17 protein-coding genes are annotated in these 15983 nt (G+C 65.8%); 3 read left to right on the top strand and 14 right to left on the bottom strand.

The features are described 5' to 3' along the window. Nucleotides 1–602 precede the first annotated feature (602 nt). From NMG10_RS07050 to ubiE, 11 genes are all read right to left on the bottom strand, one after another. Entirely contained in the window at nucleotides 603–2546 is a 1944-nt protein-coding gene (locus NMG10_RS07050; protein ID WP_254464064.1) for a methyl-accepting chemotaxis protein, read from the bottom strand. A 155-nt stretch (nucleotides 2547–2701) separates the two neighbouring features. After that, a complete protein-coding gene (locus NMG10_RS07055; protein WP_254464065.1) occupies nucleotides 2702–4618 on the bottom strand; it encodes a methyl-accepting chemotaxis protein in 1917 nt (638 codons plus the stop codon). A gap of 99 nt (nucleotides 4619–4717) precedes the next feature. Continuing rightward, entirely contained in the window at nucleotides 4718–5425 is a 708-nt protein-coding gene (locus NMG10_RS07060) for a 16S rRNA (uracil(1498)-N(3))-methyltransferase (RefSeq protein ID WP_254464066.1), read from the bottom strand. Then, nucleotides 5422–6213 carry a twin-arginine translocase subunit TatC gene (tatC, locus tag NMG10_RS07065; protein ID WP_203648341.1) on the bottom strand — a complete coding sequence of 264 codons (792 nt, stop codon included), beginning with the start codon at nucleotides 6211–6213 and terminating at the stop codon, nucleotides 5422–5424. Before tatC ends, NMG10_RS07060 begins: the two co-directional genes overlap by 4 nt. Further along, nucleotides 6210–6578 (bottom strand): Sec-independent protein translocase protein TatB, encoded by a 369-nt coding sequence (gene tatB / locus NMG10_RS07070; protein ID WP_203648339.1) that lies wholly within the window; start codon nucleotides 6576–6578, stop codon nucleotides 6210–6212. Before tatB ends, tatC begins: the two co-directional genes overlap by 4 nt. 3 nt (nucleotides 6579–6581) lie before the next feature. Further along, entirely contained in the window at nucleotides 6582–6854 is a 273-nt protein-coding gene (locus NMG10_RS07075) for a twin-arginine translocase TatA/TatE family subunit (RefSeq protein ID WP_028688374.1), read from the bottom strand. 169 nt (nucleotides 6855–7023) lie between these two features. Continuing rightward, on the bottom strand, nucleotides 7024–7359 hold the full coding sequence (locus NMG10_RS07080; protein ID WP_254464067.1) for a phosphoribosyl-ATP diphosphatase: 336 nt from the start codon (nucleotides 7357–7359) through the stop codon (nucleotides 7024–7026). A 1-nt stretch (nucleotide 7360) separates the two neighbouring features. Continuing rightward, nucleotides 7361–7753: a phosphoribosyl-AMP cyclohydrolase gene (gene hisI, locus NMG10_RS07085; RefSeq protein WP_050707261.1), complete on the bottom strand. Its 393-nt coding sequence runs from the start codon at nucleotides 7751–7753 to the stop codon at nucleotides 7361–7363. A 73-nt stretch (nucleotides 7754–7826) separates the two neighbouring features. Continuing rightward, nucleotides 7827–9440 carry a ubiquinone biosynthesis regulatory protein kinase UbiB gene (gene ubiB / locus NMG10_RS07090; protein ID WP_232856266.1) on the bottom strand — a complete coding sequence of 538 codons (1614 nt, stop codon included), beginning with the start codon at nucleotides 9438–9440 and terminating at the stop codon, nucleotides 7827–7829. After that, complete coding sequence (locus NMG10_RS07095) at nucleotides 9437–10060, bottom strand: SCP2 domain-containing protein (protein ID WP_254464068.1); 624 nt, start codon at nucleotides 10058–10060, stop codon at nucleotides 9437–9439. The genes ubiB and NMG10_RS07095 overlap by 4 nt, the downstream gene beginning before the upstream one ends. Beyond that, the gene (ubiE, locus tag NMG10_RS07100) at nucleotides 10060–10830 is read right to left on the bottom strand and encodes a bifunctional demethylmenaquinone methyltransferase/2-methoxy-6-polyprenyl-1,4-benzoquinol methylase UbiE (protein ID WP_203648331.1); all 771 of its coding nucleotides are present in this window, start codon (nucleotides 10828–10830) and stop codon (nucleotides 10060–10062) included. The genes NMG10_RS07095 and ubiE overlap by 1 nt, the downstream gene beginning before the upstream one ends. A 125-nt stretch (nucleotides 10831–10955) precedes the next feature. On the opposite strand from ubiE, the gene NMG10_RS07105 reads away from it, so the two are divergent. The 3 genes from NMG10_RS07105 (at nucleotide 10956) to NMG10_RS07115 (ending at nucleotide 12641) form a co-directional block, all read left to right on the top strand. Then, nucleotides 10956–11231: a polyhydroxyalkanoic acid system family protein gene (locus NMG10_RS07105; RefSeq protein ID WP_110734705.1), complete on the top strand. Its 276-nt coding sequence runs from the start codon at nucleotides 10956–10958 to the stop codon at nucleotides 11229–11231. 248 nt (nucleotides 11232–11479) lie between these two features. Next, a complete protein-coding gene (locus NMG10_RS07110) occupies nucleotides 11480–11902 on the top strand; it encodes a phasin family protein (protein WP_110734707.1) in 423 nt (140 codons plus the stop codon). A gap of 10 nt (nucleotides 11903–11912) precedes the next feature. After that, on the top strand, nucleotides 11913–12641 hold the full coding sequence (locus NMG10_RS07115) for a phasin family protein (RefSeq protein ID WP_232856268.1): 729 nt from the start codon (nucleotides 11913–11915) through the stop codon (nucleotides 12639–12641). A gap of 102 nt (nucleotides 12642–12743) precedes the next feature. Here the strand turns inward: NMG10_RS07115 and NMG10_RS07120 are convergent, their stop codons facing one another. The 3 genes from NMG10_RS07120 to phaZ all read right to left on the bottom strand — a co-directional run bounded on the left by NMG10_RS07120 (nucleotide 12744) and on the right by phaZ (nucleotide 15964). Beyond that, nucleotides 12744–13358 (bottom strand): TetR/AcrR family transcriptional regulator, encoded by a 615-nt coding sequence (locus NMG10_RS07120; RefSeq protein WP_203648328.1) that lies wholly within the window; start codon nucleotides 13356–13358, stop codon nucleotides 12744–12746. Between the two features lie 4 nt (nucleotides 13359–13362). Beyond that, complete coding sequence (gene phaC / locus NMG10_RS07125) at nucleotides 13363–15027, bottom strand: class II poly(R)-hydroxyalkanoic acid synthase (protein ID WP_254464069.1); 1665 nt, start codon at nucleotides 15025–15027, stop codon at nucleotides 13363–13365. 85 nt (nucleotides 15028–15112) lie between these two features. Further along, complete coding sequence (phaZ, locus tag NMG10_RS07130; protein WP_203648324.1) at nucleotides 15113–15964, bottom strand: poly(3-hydroxyalkanoate) depolymerase; 852 nt, start codon at nucleotides 15962–15964, stop codon at nucleotides 15113–15115. Nucleotides 15965–15983 lie beyond the last annotated feature (19 nt).

The raw sequence follows: 15983 nt of genomic DNA on the forward strand, positions 1-15983 counted from the left end.
GACTTTTTGATCCTTCAAAAAGTTACCCGCCGTAAGGGCGGAAAGGTGACTTCGCGTCACCATCGCGAATGAATGCGCATATAGCTTTCAAAACACATGCTTTAAAAGTCAAAGTCAAAGTCAAAGTCAAAGTCAAAGTCAAAGTCAAAGTCAAAGTCAAAGTCAAAGTCAAAGTCAAAGTCAAAGTCGGTCGGCGCTGGTTTTAATGGTTGTTAGTGCATTCATTTTCGATGTCGACGCATAGTCACCTTTTCGCCCTTACGGCGAGTTCCTTTTTGAAGGATCAAAAAGGAACCAAAAAATCCTCGCTCCATTCATCCGGCCCTCCGCTTCGCTCCGGGTTCCCTCACTCCGGCCTTGCTCCCGGGAGGACCGCGCTGAACGCCCCATCCTGGGGCGCAGCGCTTGACGGGCATCCATGCCCGTCACCTCCCTCCGCAAGACCTGCGTTCGGCCTCCTGAAGTCGCGAAGTTACGGGCGGCGCCTGGGATGGCGCAGCTGTCGCTAGTGAGCTGCGGTGTTAATCTTCTGATCGCCAAAGCCAAAGCCAAAGCCGTCGGTCTGGTTTCAGGTCCTGGCGATCTGGGCACGCCTGCAAGGCTTAGAGATTGAACCGTCCCACCATGCCCCGCAATTGCTGCCCCAACTGCTCCAACTCCCCACTCGAAACCGCCGTCTGTTCACTGGCCGCCCGCGTCTGCTCCGAAACATCCCGCACATTGATCACGCTACGGTTGATCTGCTCGGCCACCACGCTTTGCTGCTCGCTGGCCGTGGCAATCTGCTGGTTCATGCCCTGGATCGTCGACACCGTCTCGGTAATCTGCCCCAACGCGGCGCCGGCCTTGCGGCTGAGTTCGACGCTTTGCCCGGTCAGGCGCTTGCTGTCGTCCAACAGGCCGGTCACCTCGTCGGTGCCACGGTGCAGGTTGTCGATCAGCAGTTCGATTTCCTCGGTCGACTGCTGCGTGCGCTGGGCCAGGCCGCGCACCTCGTCGGCCACCACGGCGAAACCGCGCCCGGCCTCGCCGGCCCGGGCGGCCTCGATGGCGGCGTTAAGCGCCAGCAGGTTGGTCTGCTCGGATACCGACTTGATCACATCGAGAATCGAACCGATGCGCTGGCTTTCACCGGCCAGGTGACCCATGGCCGTCAGGCAGTGGTCCATCTGCCCGGCCAACTGCTCGATGCGGGCAATCGCCTCGGCCACCACCTCGTCACCCAGCTGTGCCTGACGGTCGGCGGCGGTGGCCGCCTGCGAGGCCTGCTCGGCGTTCTGCGCGACCTCCTGCACCGTGGCGCTCATCTGGTTCATGGCGGTGGCCACCTGGTCGGTCTCCTCTTGTTGCTGGCCAATGCGCTCGCGGGTTTCCACGCTGGCGCCGGCCAGCACCGTCGCGGCCCGGGACAGGTGACCGACGCCCTGGTCGATGCCGCCGAGCAGCTCGCGCAGGCTCAAGGTCATCTCGCGCATGCTCGTCTGCAGTTGGCCCATCTCGTCGCGGCGCTGCACCGTCTGTACTTGGCTGAGGTCGCCACGGGCAATGCGCTCCGCCTGGGCCAGCACCTGGCGCAGGGGTTGGGTGACCTGTCGGGTGATCAGCCAGGCGGCGAGGACGCCGAACACCAGCGCCAGCACGGCCACGCTGGTCAGCAGCGAGCGGTCGGCCAGGGCCTCGTTGTCGCGCTGCTCGACCTTGCGTTCGCTCAGTTCGCGGCTCACGGTTTGCAGCTCGTCGCCCATCTTCTCCATGCCGTCCTGCAACTGCTCGACCTTGAGCGCGGCCTCGCGGTATTGGCGCAAGACGTCGCGGTAGCGGTCCAGCTCGACCTGCGGGCGTTGGGTCAATGTGCCGGGCAGTTCCAGTGGGGCGATGGCCCGCAGCAATTGGCCGAGGCTGCTGTTCGCTGCCTGCAGCGCGGCATCGCCCATGCTGGCGAAGTTGTCCCGGGGCGAGAAGGCATAGGCCGGTACCAGGCTTTGCTGGCTGGCGGACTCGATATGGCGGCCCAGGGTATCCATGAGGCCGACCACGCTACCCTGCCGGCCGTCGCCCGGCAGCTTCAGCAAGGCCTGGGTCTGCAGCTCGTCGATCACGGCTTCGAGCACGCCTGCTTGCGCCTGCATCGCCACACGCAAGCCTTCGCGGCTGTCCACGGTGCCTTGCAGGGTGGCGAAGTCGGCCTTCAGGCGCTGCAGCAACTGCAGTTTCTGGTTCAGCATCTGTCGCGACGAATCGACGCCGCTGCGTTGCTGCAGCAGGGTCAGGCGGTCGTGCAACTGTTCCAGGATGGTCGCGATGCGGGTCCTGCTGACGTCGTCGGCGAGCACCCGGTAGGTGATGCGCTCGGCGCGAAGGTCGCGGGTCAGGTCGTTGAGTTGGCCGATGTCGCCGAGCTGCTCCGAGCGCTCGATGGCGCCGTCCAGGGCGCTCCAGCCGCTGAGGGTGGTGGCCAGGGTGAGCAGCAGCACCACGGCGAAACCCAGGGCGAGCTTGAGCCCGACGCCGAGGTTGCCGAGGTGGCGGTCAAGGTATCCGAACATGGCAGGTCTCCGTCCAATTGAGAGAAGGCCATGGCGGCAGAATGCCGCCATGGCCCTTGCTCATCGGCCGGGAGTCCGTCGGACTGGACCTGCAAATCGAGTAGGAAAATTCGCTACAGGCTGAAGGGCAAGGCCTACAGCCCGCAAGCCGCGAATTAGAGCCTGAAACGTCCGACCAGAGCTTGCAGATGCGTCCCCAGACGGGCCAGCTCGACGCTGGAGCTGGCGGTCTCCTCGCTCGCCGCCGAGGTCTGGTCGGAGATGTCGCGCACGTTCATCACGCTGCGGTTGATCTCTTCGGCCACGGCACTCTGCTGCTCGGCGGCGGTGGCGATCTGCTGGTTCATCGACTGGATCGACGACACGGTGCGGGTGATGGTGCCCAGCGAGTCGCCGGCGCGGCGGGTCAGCTCGACGCTGCTGTCGGTCAGGGCGCGGCTGCTGTCCATGACGCTGGCCACGCGCTCGGTGCCGGTCTGCAGGCTGGCGATCAGTTCCTCGATTTCCTCGGTGGACTGCTGGGTGCGCTGGGCCAGGCTGCGTACCTCGTCGGCGACCACGGCGAAACCACGGCCTGCCTCGCCGGCGCGGGCGGCCTCGATGGCGGCGTTGAGCGCCAGCAGGTTGGTCTGCTGGGCCACCGACTTGATCACATCGAGCACGCTGCCGATCTTGTCACTCTCGGCCTTGAGCTGGCTCATCGCCTCGCTGGAGTTGACCACCTCGCCGGCCAGGCGCTCGATCTGGCTGATCGCCTCGCCCACCACCTTGTCGCCCTCACGGGCCTGCTGGTCGGCCATCAGCGCCGCCTCCGAGGCCTGCTCGGCGTTGCGCGCCACTTCCTGGACGGTGGCGGCCATCTCGTTCATGGCGGTGGCGACCTGGTCGGTCTCGACCTTCTGGTTGTTGACCCCGGCGCTGGTCTGCTCGGTGACCGCCGACAGTTCCTCGGCGGCGCTGGCGATCTGCGTCACGCCGTCGCCGATGCCGCCGATCAGCTCGCGCAGGGCCTGGGTCATGCGTTGCATGCTGGCCTGCAACTGGCCCAGCTCGTCGCGTCGATCGGCCTTGAGGTCCTGGCGCAGGTCGCCGCCGGCCACGCGTTCGGCGGCGGCGAGGGTCTGGCGCAGTGGCACGATGATCTGCCGGGTGATGGCGAAGGCGGCCAGCACCCCCAGCAGCAGGGCCAGGGCGGTGGCGCCGGCCAGCAGGGTCTTGGCCTGCTGGGTGCCCTGGTCGCGCACGGTGGTTTGTGAAACGCTCATTTCCTGGCTGGTGACCAGCAGCAGCTGGCCTTGCGCCGACATGCGCGTCAACGCCTGCTCGCTGGCGGCCTGGGCGTTGCCGAACTGGTTTACCGCGTCGCGGTACGCGGCCAGTGCGCTGGCGGCGTCGTCGAGGCTGGCGGCGAACTCGGCCGCAAGCTTGCCCGGCAGCGCCTTGAGCACGGTCATGGCCTGGTCGATGGCGCCGAGGGCGGTCTGCTGGAACTCGGCCTTGCCGCTGTAGGTGTAGCCGCGCACCTGGAAACGCGCCTGCTGCAACAGGGCGGCGACCTGCACCACTTCCTGGTACTGCTGGATATCACCGCCCTGCAGCAGACGCTGCTGCACCTTGCCGATCAGCTCGGCGGCCTTGTCGGCGCTGTCGCCCAGGGTGGCGCGGCTGGCCTCGCGGCGCTGGCCGGCCTGCTTGAGTTCGGTGAAGGCCTGTTGGTACTGGCGCACGGCGTCCTGCTGCTTGTCCAGGCGCTGGCGGTCGGCGGGGAGCTCGATCTGACCGAGCATGAACTGTACCTGGCGCTCGAGATTGGCCAGGGCCTTTTCCAGTTCCGCCACGGCGGCGTCGTCACGGTTACGCTCATAGCCCAGGCGGGCCAGGCGCAGGTCCTGGGTGTACTGGTGGATGACCGAGATGTTGCCGAGCTTGTCGCCACGGCTGGTGACGCTGTCGATGCCCAGCCAGCCGGTGAAGGTGATGCCGAGGGTGAGCAGTAGCACCAGGCCGAAGCCGATCCCCAACTTGCGATTGACGCTTACATTTCCCAGTGACTGGGCAAACCAACGGTACATAGACGACTCCCCGGCGCGTGGCAGTGCGGATTATTGTTCTGTTGCACAGGCCATCGGCGGGGGGCGGGGAAACTTGATGGTGAAAACCTGACCCTGCTGTCAGAAAATTCGCGAAAGCAGGGCAGTGACCGCCGTTTCCACCCGCAGGATGCGGTCGCCCAGTTGCACCGGGGCCAGTCCGGCCTTGCCGAGCAACTCGATCTCGTAGGGAATCCAGCCGCCTTCGGGGCCGATCGCCAGGGTTACCGGGCCTTCCACGGCGCGTGGGCAGGCAGGGTAGGGGCCGGGGTGGCCGACCAGGCCCAGGGAGCCTTCGGCGATGGCGGGCAGGCGGTCTTCGACGAAGGGCTTGAAGCGCTTCTCGATGATCACTTCCGGCAGCACCGTGTCGCGGGCCTGCTCCAGGCCGAGAATGAGGTTTTCGCGGATGGTTTCAGGCTGGAGGAACGGGGTCTGCCAGAAACTCTTTTCAACCTTGTAGCTGTTGACCAGGATCAGCCGCGGCACGCCCAGGGTGGCGACCGTCTGGAACAGCCGGCGCAGCATCTTCGGCCGCGGCACGGCCAGCACCAGGGTCAGTGGCAGCTTGGCCGGCGGTGGCTGGTCGAAGGCCACCCGCAGTTCGGCTTCATGGCCTTCGAGGCGGATGACCTCGGCCTTGCCCATCAGGTCGCCGATGCGCCCGACGCGCAGGCTGTCGCCCACCGCCACGCGGTGGATCTCCTGCATATGGGTGAAGCGGCGATCAGCCAGGACGACACGGTCGGCCGACACGAAGTCGGCCTCTTCAAGAAGCAACAGGTTCACGGTTGGGTCGCAGGCGGCTGGTCGTTGTGGTCGTTGTTCGCTGCGTCCGGCTCGTGGCTGCGCTTGCGGATCAGGCTGCCGCACAGCACACCGACCTCGAACAGCAGCCACATGGGCACGGCCAGCAGGGTCTGGGAGAAGATATCCGGCGGGGTGAGGATCATGCCGACCACGAAGCAGCCGATGATCACGTATGGGCGGATTTTCTTCAGGTACTGCACGTCGACCACGCCGATCCACACCAGCAGCACCACCGCCACCGGGATCTCGAAGGCGACGCCGAAGGCGAAGAACAGGGTCATGACGAAGTCGAGGTAGCTGGAAATGTCGGTCATCATCGACACGCCCTCGGGGGTGGCGCTGGCGAAGAAGCCGAAGATCAGCGGGAACACCAGGAAGTAGGCGAAGGCCATGCCGGCATAGAACAGGAAGATGCTCGATACCAGTAGCGGGATGGCGATGCGCTTTTCATGGCGGTACAGGCCCGGGGCGATGAACCCCCAGATCTGCTGCAGGATGAACGGGATCGCCAGGAACAGCGAGACGATCATGGTCAGCTTGAACGGCGTGAGGAACGGCGAGGCCACGTCGGTGGCGATCATCGTCGCGTTGGCCGGCAGGTGCGCGCGCAGCGGCGCCGAGACCAGGGTGTAGATCTGCTGGGCGAAGGAGAACAGCCCGGCGAAGATCAGGAAGATGGCGGCGACGCAGCGCAGCAGGCGGGTGCGCAGTTCGGTCAGGTGCGAAACCAGCGGCATCGGCTGGTCATGTTCCGGATTCTCGCTCATGGGGCTCGTGGCGGTTGGGGCGGCTCGGAGGGTGGCGTCGCGGTCGGCTGCGCGGGGGCGGCTTCGACGGCGGGTGTGGCGGGCGTTTCAGCGCTGGCCGGCGGCTGCGCCGGTGGTGTCAGCGGATTGAGGATGCGCTTGGCCTCCTGCTCCATCTGCAGGATATGCTCGTTGTGCAACTGGCGGCGGATGTCGTCGGCGCCGATCTCGCGCTCGACCTCCATCTTGATCGCGTTGAAGCTGCGCTTGAGGCGGCCGATCCACAGGCCCGCGGTGCGCGCGGCCCCCGGCAGGCGCTCGGGGCCGAGCACCAGCAGGGCGACCAGGCCGACGAGCAGCAGCTCGCTGAAACTGATGCCGAACATGGGTCAGTCTTTCCGCTGTGGCTCTTGGACCGGCTGGGCCTGGCCCTCGATGGTGTGGCCCTGGGCCTGCTGCGCGGTGTTCTGTACCGGCGGAACCGGTTGCGCCGGCGGCGGGGTCTGCTCGGCGGGTTTGGTTTCTTCTTCGTTCATGGCCTTGCGGAAGCCCTTGATCGATTCGCCCAGGTCGCTGCCGAAGTTCTTCAGTTTCTTGGTGCCGAACACCAGCACCACGACGACCAGCAGGACGATCCAGTGTTTCCAGTCAAAAATGCCCATTTCAAGCTCCTGAAAATGTGTGTCTGTCTTTCGGACCCTGGGCTGCGTTGCAGCCTTTCGCGGCACAAGGCCGCTCCTACACAGGGTATTGCGAATCTGTCAGGCGACGCGGGCCCCTGTAGGAGCGGCCTTGCGCCGCGAAAGGGGCGCAACGCGCCCCCGCAATTATTCAGGCAGAAGGCTGACGCGCAGCCTTCTCGTCATGCCCGGACAACCCGAACCGACGCTCCAGCTCGTCAAGCACCGCCTGCGGATGCTGGCCCAGCGCGCTGAGCATGACCAGGCTATGAAACCACAGGTCTGCGGTTTCATAGATGACATCGCTGTAATCCTTGCTGGCGGCGGCATCCTTGGCGGCGATGATGGTCTCGATGGACTCTTCGCCGAGCTTCTCGAGGATCTTGTTCAGGCCCTTGTGATACAGGCTGGCCACGTAGCTGCTGTCCGGCGCCGCGTGCTTGCGTTCCTCCAGCACCTCGGCGAGGCGGGTCAGGGTGTCGCTCATGTCAGTGTCCTGCGCTGTAGATGGCGTCCGGATCCTTCAGGACCGGGTCGACGGTTTTCCACTGGCCGTCCTCGAAGACGCGGTAGAAGCAGCTTTCGCGGCCGGTATGGCAGGCGATATGGCCCAGTTGCTCGACCATCAGGATGATCACGTCGGCGTCGCAGTCCAGGCGCATTTCGTGAAGCTTCTGCACATGGCCCGACTCCTCGCCCTTGCGCCATAGCTTGCCCCGCGAGCGCGACCAGTAGATGGCGCGATGCTCGGCGGCGGTCAGGGCGAGGGACTCACGGTTCATCCAGGCCATCATCAGCACGCGCCCGGTCTTGTGGTCCTGGGCGATCGCCGGCACCAGGCCATCGCTGTTCCACTTGATCTCGTCCAGCCAGTCTTTCATCGTCGACTCCAAACCGGGCCCGCTCCCGTACCGGGCCCCTTTGCGCTAGTGTGCCAGCCGGCGGCGCGGCTGGCTATCGGCGCACGATCAGGTACAGGCCGGCGGCCAGCATCAGCCACGCCGGCCAGGCGGCCGGGGCGCTGAGGCTGACGGCACCGGCCGCCAGGGTGGCGCCGCCACCGAGCAGGCCGGCGCCGAGCAGGCGCAGCGCCCAGTTGTCGCCGGCGCGGCGCCGCTCGGGCAGTTGCGCGTCGTGCAGATGCGGTTGCGACAGGCGCTCGAGCAGGTCGCGGGTCATGTCGGCCAGGTGCGGCAGTTGCTCGGCCTGGCTGTACAGGTTGCCGATCACAGCCTTCGGGCTCATGCGCTCGCGCATCCAGCGCTCGAGAAACGGCTTGGCGGTGCTCCACAGGTCGAGGTCGGGGTACAGCTGGCGGCCCAGGCCTTCGATGTTGAGCAGGGTCTTCTGCAGCAGCACCAGCTGCGGCTGGACTTCCATGTTGAAGCGCCGGGCGGTCTGGAACAGGCGCATCAGCACCTGGCCGAAGGAGATGTCCTTCAAGGGTTTCTCGAAGATCGGCTCGCACACGGTGCGGATCGCCGCCTCGAACTCGTTGACCTTGGTCTGCGCCGGCACCCAGCCCGAATCGATGTGCAGCTGGGCCACGCGGCGGTAATCGCGCTTGAAGAAGGCGATCAGGTTGCGGGCCAGGTAGTCCTGGTCCTCGGAGGTGAGGCTGCCGACGATGCCGCAGTCGATGGCGATGTACTGCGGGCTCCAAGGCTTGACCGTGCTGACGAAAATGTTGCCCGGGTGCATGTCGGCGTGGAAGAAGCTATCGCGGAACACCTGGGTGAAGAACACCTCGACGCCGCGCTCGGCGAGCATCTTCATGTCGGTGCGCTGGTCGGCCAGGGTGGCCATGTCGGTGACCGGCACGCCATAGATGCGCTCCATCACCAGCACCTTGGGCCGGCAGAAGTCCCAGTACACTTGCGGCACGTACATCAGCTCGGAGCCTTCGAAGTTGCGCCGCAGCTGGCTGGCGTTGGCCGCCTCGCGCAGCAGGTCGAGCTCGTCGTAGATGGTCTTTTCGTAGTCACCGACGATCTCCACCGGATGCAGGCGGCGGGCATCGGCCGAGGCACGCTCGGCGGCCTTGGCGATCAGGAACAGCCAGGCCAGGTCCTGGGCGATGATCGGCTTGAGGCCCGGGCGCACCACCTTGACCACCACTTCCTCGCCGCTCTTCAGGCGCGCGGCATGGACCTGGGCCACCGAGGCCGAGGCCAGCGGCTCGACGTCGAAGCGGCTGAACACCTCACCCACCTTCGCTCCGAGCTGTTCCTCGATCAGCGCCACGGCGTGCTGCGGGTCGAACGGCGGCACCCGGTCCTGCAGCAGCATCAGCTCGTCGGCGATGTCGGTGGGCAGCAGGTCGCGGCGGGTGGAGAGCAACTGGCCGAACTTGATGAAGATCGGTCCCAGGTCCTGCAGCGCCAGGCGCAGGCGCGCGCCGCGGCTCAGCTCCAGGGGCTTGCGCGGCAGCCAGCGCCAGGGCATCAGCAGGCGCAGGCTGGCCAGCCACCAGGGCAGCAGGGGCTGTTCGAACAGCAGGTCATCGAGGCGGTAGCGGATCACGACGCGCTGGATGCGCAACAGACGGCGGACGGCGAGCAGCTTCATGCGTTATCGCTGGTATCAAGAGTGTGGGCGAGGCGACGCAGGCGCGCCTCGAGACGTTCGATGTCGACCTTCAGCGCATCGAGTTCGCTGAACGCCGCTTCGGCTTCGCGTTTGCCGACCAGGGTACGGGATTCCTCGGCCAGGTACTCGGAGAGGTTCTCGCCGAAGCGCGCCAGGCCCTGGCGGGTCCAGCGCGCGCGCAGGCGCAGGTGGCCGGCGATCAGCGCGGTGGGCACCGGGCCCAGCCAGCGCTGCAGCTCGTATTCCCAGTCCAGTTGCAGGTCCTGCAGGATGCCGAACAGGTCGAGCAGCACGGCGCTGTCGCCATGCAGTTCGACCTGGGGGCTGTGCAACACGGCGGTCTTGTCCTTGGCCAGGGCCAGCTGCGCCAGGCGCCCGGCGGGGGCGCGCAGCGTGCAGTCGACCTCGCTCTCCCAGTGGGCGGCGAGCATCAGGCCTTCCTCGTCGGGCAGCACGAACAGCTTCAGGGCCGGCTGCACGCAGTTGATCTCGATCACCCGCCCTTCCAACGCCGCCAGGCGCGGGAGGGCGGTGCTGTCCAGGCGCAGGACACGGTTGAGCCCGTGCTCGGCGCTGGCGAGCAGGCCGGCCAGGAGCATCAGGGCTTGATCCCCCGGTGCACGGCGACGATGCCGCTGGTCATGTTGTGGTAGGTGACGCGGTCGAAGCCGGCCTCGACCATCATGCTCTTGAGGGTTTCCTGGTCGGGGTGCATGCGGATCGATTCGGCCAGGTAGCGGTAGCTTTCCGAGTCGTTGGTGATCAGCTTGCCGGCCAGCGGCATGAAGGCGAACGAGTAGGCGTCGTAGGCCTTGGACATCAGCTTGTTGGTCGGCTTGGAGAACTCCAGGATCAACAGGCGGCCACCGGGCTTGAGCACCCGCAGCATGGAGCGGATGGCTTGGTCCTTGTGGGTCACGTTGCGCAGGCCGAAGGCGATGGTCACGCAGTCGAAGTGGTTGTCCGGGAACGGCAGCTTCTCGGCGTCGGCCTGGACGAACTCGATGTTGCCGGCCACGCCGCGATCAAGCAGGCGGTCACGGCCGACCTTGAGCATCGAGTCGTTGATGTCGGCAAGCACCACCTGGCCGGTCGGGCCGACCAGGCGCGAGAACTTGGCGGCCAGGTCGCCGGTGCCACCGGCGATGTCCAGCACCCGATTGCCGCTGCGCACGCCGGACAGCTCGATGGTGAAGCGCTTCCACAGGCGGTGCATGCCGCCGGACAGCACGTCGTTCATCAGGTCGTACTTGGCGGCCACCGAATGGAACACCTCGGCGACTTTCTTCGCCTTCTGGCTCTCGGGCACGTCCTGGTAGCCGAAGTGAGTAGTGGGTTCGGCGTGGTCGCCTTTGCGCTGGTCGGTCATATCGCTTCACCAGAAAAAAATTACGGCCATTCTAGGGGCTGCGGGCGGATTTGTCTTGGCGGGGTGTGTCATGCAGAGGGGGCGGGCATAATGGTGATTATGTCTTCATATCCAGGAACACCCGCATGACCCAGATCAGCGTCGAACGCAAACACTCCCTCGGCCGTGATGCCGCCCGTGCCAAGGCCGAGGCGCTGGTCGACAAGCTGACCCGCGAATACGACCTCAAGGCCACCTGGAACGGCGACCGCGTCGATGTGACGCGCAGCGGCGCCAACGGCAGCGTGCACATCGGCGAGGACACCATCCGCGTCGAGCTGAAGTTGGGCATGATGCTGTCGATGATGAGTGGCAGCATCAAGGGCGAGATCGAGCGGGCGCTGGACAAGGCGCTGGCCTGACACTGCGCGCTCCTTGCTGTTTGCGGGAGCGGACCTTGTGGGAGCAGTTTTTGTGGGAGCGGGCTTGCCCCGCGATGGCGTCAGCCCAGGTAATCGCTATCGCGGGGCAAGCCCGCTCCCACGCAAACGCAAACGCTGCATGACCTCACCTTAGGGTGAGGATTCTAATTTTTCCGCCTACCTTCACGCTCAAGCCCTGCCTCCCAGGGCAGTTCCTCCCTCCCTTGAACGAGCATGAGGTGCAGAGCATGGCCAAAGTGAATCTCAAGCAGAAAGACGACGCCCAAGGCAGTACCCTGGGCGAGGTGCGCGGCTACGCCCGCAAGATCTGGCTGGCGGGCATCGGTGCCTACGCCCGCGTCGGCCAGGAAGGTTCCGACTACTTCAAGGAGCTGGTGAAGGCCGGCGAAGGCGTCGAGAAACGCGGCAAGAAGCGCCTGGGCAAGGAGCTCGAGGCGGCCAACGGCCATCTTGACGAAGCCACCCAGGAAGTCAGCCGGGTACGCGGCAAGGTCGAGGTCCAACTGGACAAAATCGAGAAAGCCTTCGACGCCCGTGTCGGTCGCGCCTTGAATCGCCTCGGCATTCCGTCTAAACATGACGTTGAGGCGTTGTCCATCAAGCTTGAACAGCTGCACGAGCTGCTCGAGCGCGTCGCGCACAAACCATAAGGAGAGCAGGATGGCTGGCAAGAAGAACACCGAGAAAGAAGGCAGCTCCTGGATCGGCGGAATCGAGAAGTACTCCCGCAAGATCTGGTTGGCTGGCCTGGGTATCTACTCCAAGGTCGACCAGGATGGTCCGAAGCTGTTCGATTCGCTGGTGAAGGATGGCGAAAAGGCCGAGAAACAGGCGAAGAAAACCGCCGAAGACGTGGCCGAAAGCGCCAAGTCGTCGACCAACTCCCGGGTGTCGGGCGTGAAGGACCGTGCGCTGGGCAAGTGGAGCGAGCTGGAAGAGGCCTTCGACAAGCGCCTGAACAGCGCCATCTCGCGCCTGGGCGTGCCCAGCCGCAATGAGATCAAGGCCCTGCACCAGCAGGTCGACTCGCTGACCAAGCAGATCGAGAAGCTGACCGGCGCGTCGGTGACCCCGATCTCCAAGGCCGGTGCCAGCAAGACCGCGGCCAAGCCCCTGGCCAAGGCGGCAGCCAAGCCTGCGGCCAAGACCGCCGCGGCAAAACCGGCGGCCAAGCCTGCGGCGAAAACCGCGGCGGCCAAACCGGCAGCCAAGCCTGCGGCCAAACCCGCTGCTGCCAAGAAACCGGCTGTGAAAAAAACCGCCCCGGCCAAGTCGGCGGCAGCCAAGCCGGCTGCTCCGGCACCTGCCGCCACCGCGGCTCCGGCCCCGAGCGCGGCCCCGGCCAGCAGCACGCCGTCGGCACCGGTGAACGCGGCCACCCAGGCCTGACACCGCGTCGCCCATTTCGCGGGTGAACCCGCTCCCACAGGTTTTTCACAATCCTGTGGGAGCGGGTTCACCCGCGAAAGCTTCAACGCTGATCTGACGCGCCTACCCCTCCAGATACCGCATCGCCAACTGCTCCGCCGCCCTGCGTGCCGGTGCCTGCAGATGCGGCGCCACCAGCATCATCACCTGGTACACCACCACCCCCACGTCGCCCTCGCGCCCCAGTACCCGCTGGTAGTCCAGCGAGCACATCAGGGTCAGGGTGATCTGCTCCACCAGTTGCCCCAGCGCCTGGGTTTCACTGGTCACCTGGCCCTGGCCCTTGAGGCTGGCCAGCAATGCCGCCAAGGTGCGCTTGAGGGCGTTGATCAGGCTGCGCATGCCCCGCGCCAGCTTGGGCAGGCGCCCGGTGAGGTTGGACAGGTCCTGGAACAGGAAGCGGTACTGGGCCATGCGCTCGACGATCAGGTGCAGGAACAGCCAGTAGTCCTCGGCGTCCAGGCGCACGTCCAGGGGCGGATCGAGCAGTGGCATCAACGCCTCTTCGAAGCGTTCGAACAGGCCGATCACCAGCGGCTCCTTGCCGTGGAAGTGGTAGTACAGGTTGCCGGGGCTGATCCCCAGTTCGTTGGCGATCTCCAGGGTCGAGACGTTCGGCTCGCCCTGGCGGTTGAACAGCTGCAAGGCACATTCGAGGATACGGTCGCGGGTCTTCATCCGGTCAGCGCGCCAATACGTAGCTGCCCGGCGCGGGGCCCAGCGCTGGGTAGGTGGCGTTGCCCAGTTCCTCGCGGGGCGCCTTCAGCGTGCCGGAGCGCTCGCTGATCCATTCCAGCCACAGCGGCCACCAGCTGCCGTCGCGGCGTTGGGCATCGTGGAACCAGGCCCGCGGGTCGCTGGAGAGCTTGGGGTTTTCCAGGTAGTAGGCCTTGGGGTTGCCGGGCGGGTTGATGATGCTCTGGATATGGCCGCTGTTGGCCAGGATGAAACGCCGGTCGCCGCCGAGCAGCAGGGCCGAGCGGTAGACCGCGTCCCACGGGGTTATGTGGTCGTTGCTGCCGGCCACGGTGAAGCTGTCCAGCCCGACCTGCTTGAGGTCGATCGGCGTGCCGCACACCTCCAGCCCTTCGGGGAAGGTCAGCGGGTTGAGCTTGAAGAAGTCCAGCAGGTCGCCGTGCAGGGCGGCAGGCAGGCGGGTGTTGTCGGCGTTCCAGTAGAGGATGTCGAACGCCGGCGGGGTCTTGCCCATCAGGTAGTTGTTGACCCAGTAGTTCCAGATCAGGTCGTTGGGGCGCATCCAGGCGAAGATCCGCGCCACTTCGCCGCCATCTAGCACGCCGCGCTGGTACGAGCGGCGCTTGGCCGCCTCGATGGTCTGCTCGTCGGCGAACAGGCTGGCGGGGCTGTCGAACTGGCTGTCGAGCAGGCTCACCAGGTAGGTGGCGCTGCGCACCTTGCGCAGTTGCTTCTTGGCCTGCAGGTGGCCCTGCAACGCGGCCATGGTCAGGCCGCCGGCACAGGCACCCATCAGGTTGGGATCGCGGTTGCCGCTGATGCTGCGGCAGGCGTTGAGCGCTTCCTCCACGGCCTGTACGTAACTGGACAGGCCCCACTCGCGGTGACGCGGATCGGGGTTGCGCCAGCTGACCATGAACACCTGCAGGCCCTGCTTGAGCATGTACTGGACGAAGCTGTTGGTCGGGCTCAGGTCGAAGATGTAGAACTTGTTGATCTGCGGCGGTATGACCAGCAGCGGCCGGGTGTACTGTTTCTCGCTCATGGGCTTGTACTGGATCAGCTCCAGCAGCTCGTTGCGAAACACCACAGCACCAGGGCTGGCGGCGAGGTTGCCGCCGACTTCGAAGGCGCGTTCGTCCACCTGGCGCGGCAGGCCGTCGTTATGGCGCAGGTCGTCGAGCAGGTGGCTGGCCCCGCGCAGCAGGCTCAGGCCGCCGGTGTTGAACAGCTCCTTGACCGCCAGCGGGTTGAGCAGCGAGTTGCTCGGGGCGAAGGCGTCGCTGACCAGGTTGAACAGGAATTGCGCCCGGGCGCGATCATCGTCGGCCAGGCTGCTTTCCTCGATCCACTGGCGGGTCTGCTTCTGCCAGGCCAGGTAGGCCTGCAGGCCGCGACGGTAAAACGGGTTCTGGCTCCAAGTCGGGTCGCTGAAGCGCGTGTCGCGGGGGTGGGGCTGATAGGCACTGTCGCCGATCAGCACGCGGCCCAGCTGGCCGCCGAGGCTTAGCAGGTGATGGGCGGTGTGCAGCGGGTTACGCAGGCTGATCCTGCCGACCTGGCGCAGGGTCGAGATCAGGTCGCGACCGCGCAGGCCGGTGATGGCGTTCTGCACGTTCATGCTGGTGACGGGCACCGGTTTGTCTTTCATGCCAACACTCCATCGTTTAGCAATCGGGCCGATCGCGGGGCAAGCCCGCTCCCACGACAGCTTTCCTGGGGCCATGGGAGCGGGATCAGGTGCGCGCAGCGGGCCGGGGGTGCATGACCGCGCGTTGGCGTTCCTGCTCGAGGAATTTCATGATGATCGGCGCGACGGCCTCGGCCCGGGTGATCAGGAACAGGTGGCCGTCGTCGATTATGTGTAGCTGGGCATTGGGAATTCGCCAGGCCAGCAGGCGCATGTTGATCAGGGGGATCAACGGATCGTCGTCGCCGGCCAGCACCAGGGTGGGCTGGTGGATCTTGTGCAGCCAGTGGATGCTGGTCCAGCCGAGCCCGGCGAACAGCTGCCAGTAGTAGCCCAGCTTGCCGCCCGAGCGGACCTTCGAGGCATGCTGCATGGCCAGGTCCGGGTCGCGCCGGAAGCCGCCGCCATAGATCAGCGGGGCGATGCGGATCACATGGGAGGGCTGCACGTAGCGCCGCGGGCTGGCCATCATCCACAGCACCTTGGGCTTGCCCGGCACCATCACCGCGCCGGCGGCGGTGGCGGCCAGCACCAGCTTCTTGCAACGCTCGGGGTAGTCGTGGGCGAACTGCTGGGCCAGGGCGCCGCCCCAGGACACGCCGATGACATTGACCTGGCCGTAGTCCAGGTAGTCGAGCATGCGCGCGGTCAGCTTGGCCAGACCGGGAAAGCGGTAGGGGTGGCGGGGCGTCGACGAGCCGCCGACCCCGGGCACGTCGAAGGCGATGACCTCCAGGTCCGGGTCCAGCGCCTCGATGAACGGGAACACCAGCTCGAGGTTGGCGCCGATGCCGTTGAAGATCAACAACGGTGTCAGGTGTGGCTTGCCCGGCCGGACCGCGGTGCGGATGGACTGATCGTCCAGTTCGACGGTCCTGAAAATGTACGGTTGCGGCATGCGCGTGACTCTGTGGTGA

This window comes from Pseudomonas sp. DVZ6 (genome assembly GCF_024259445.1).
GTDB lineage: Bacteria > Pseudomonadota > Gammaproteobacteria > Pseudomonadales > Pseudomonadaceae > Aquipseudomonas > Aquipseudomonas peradeniyensis.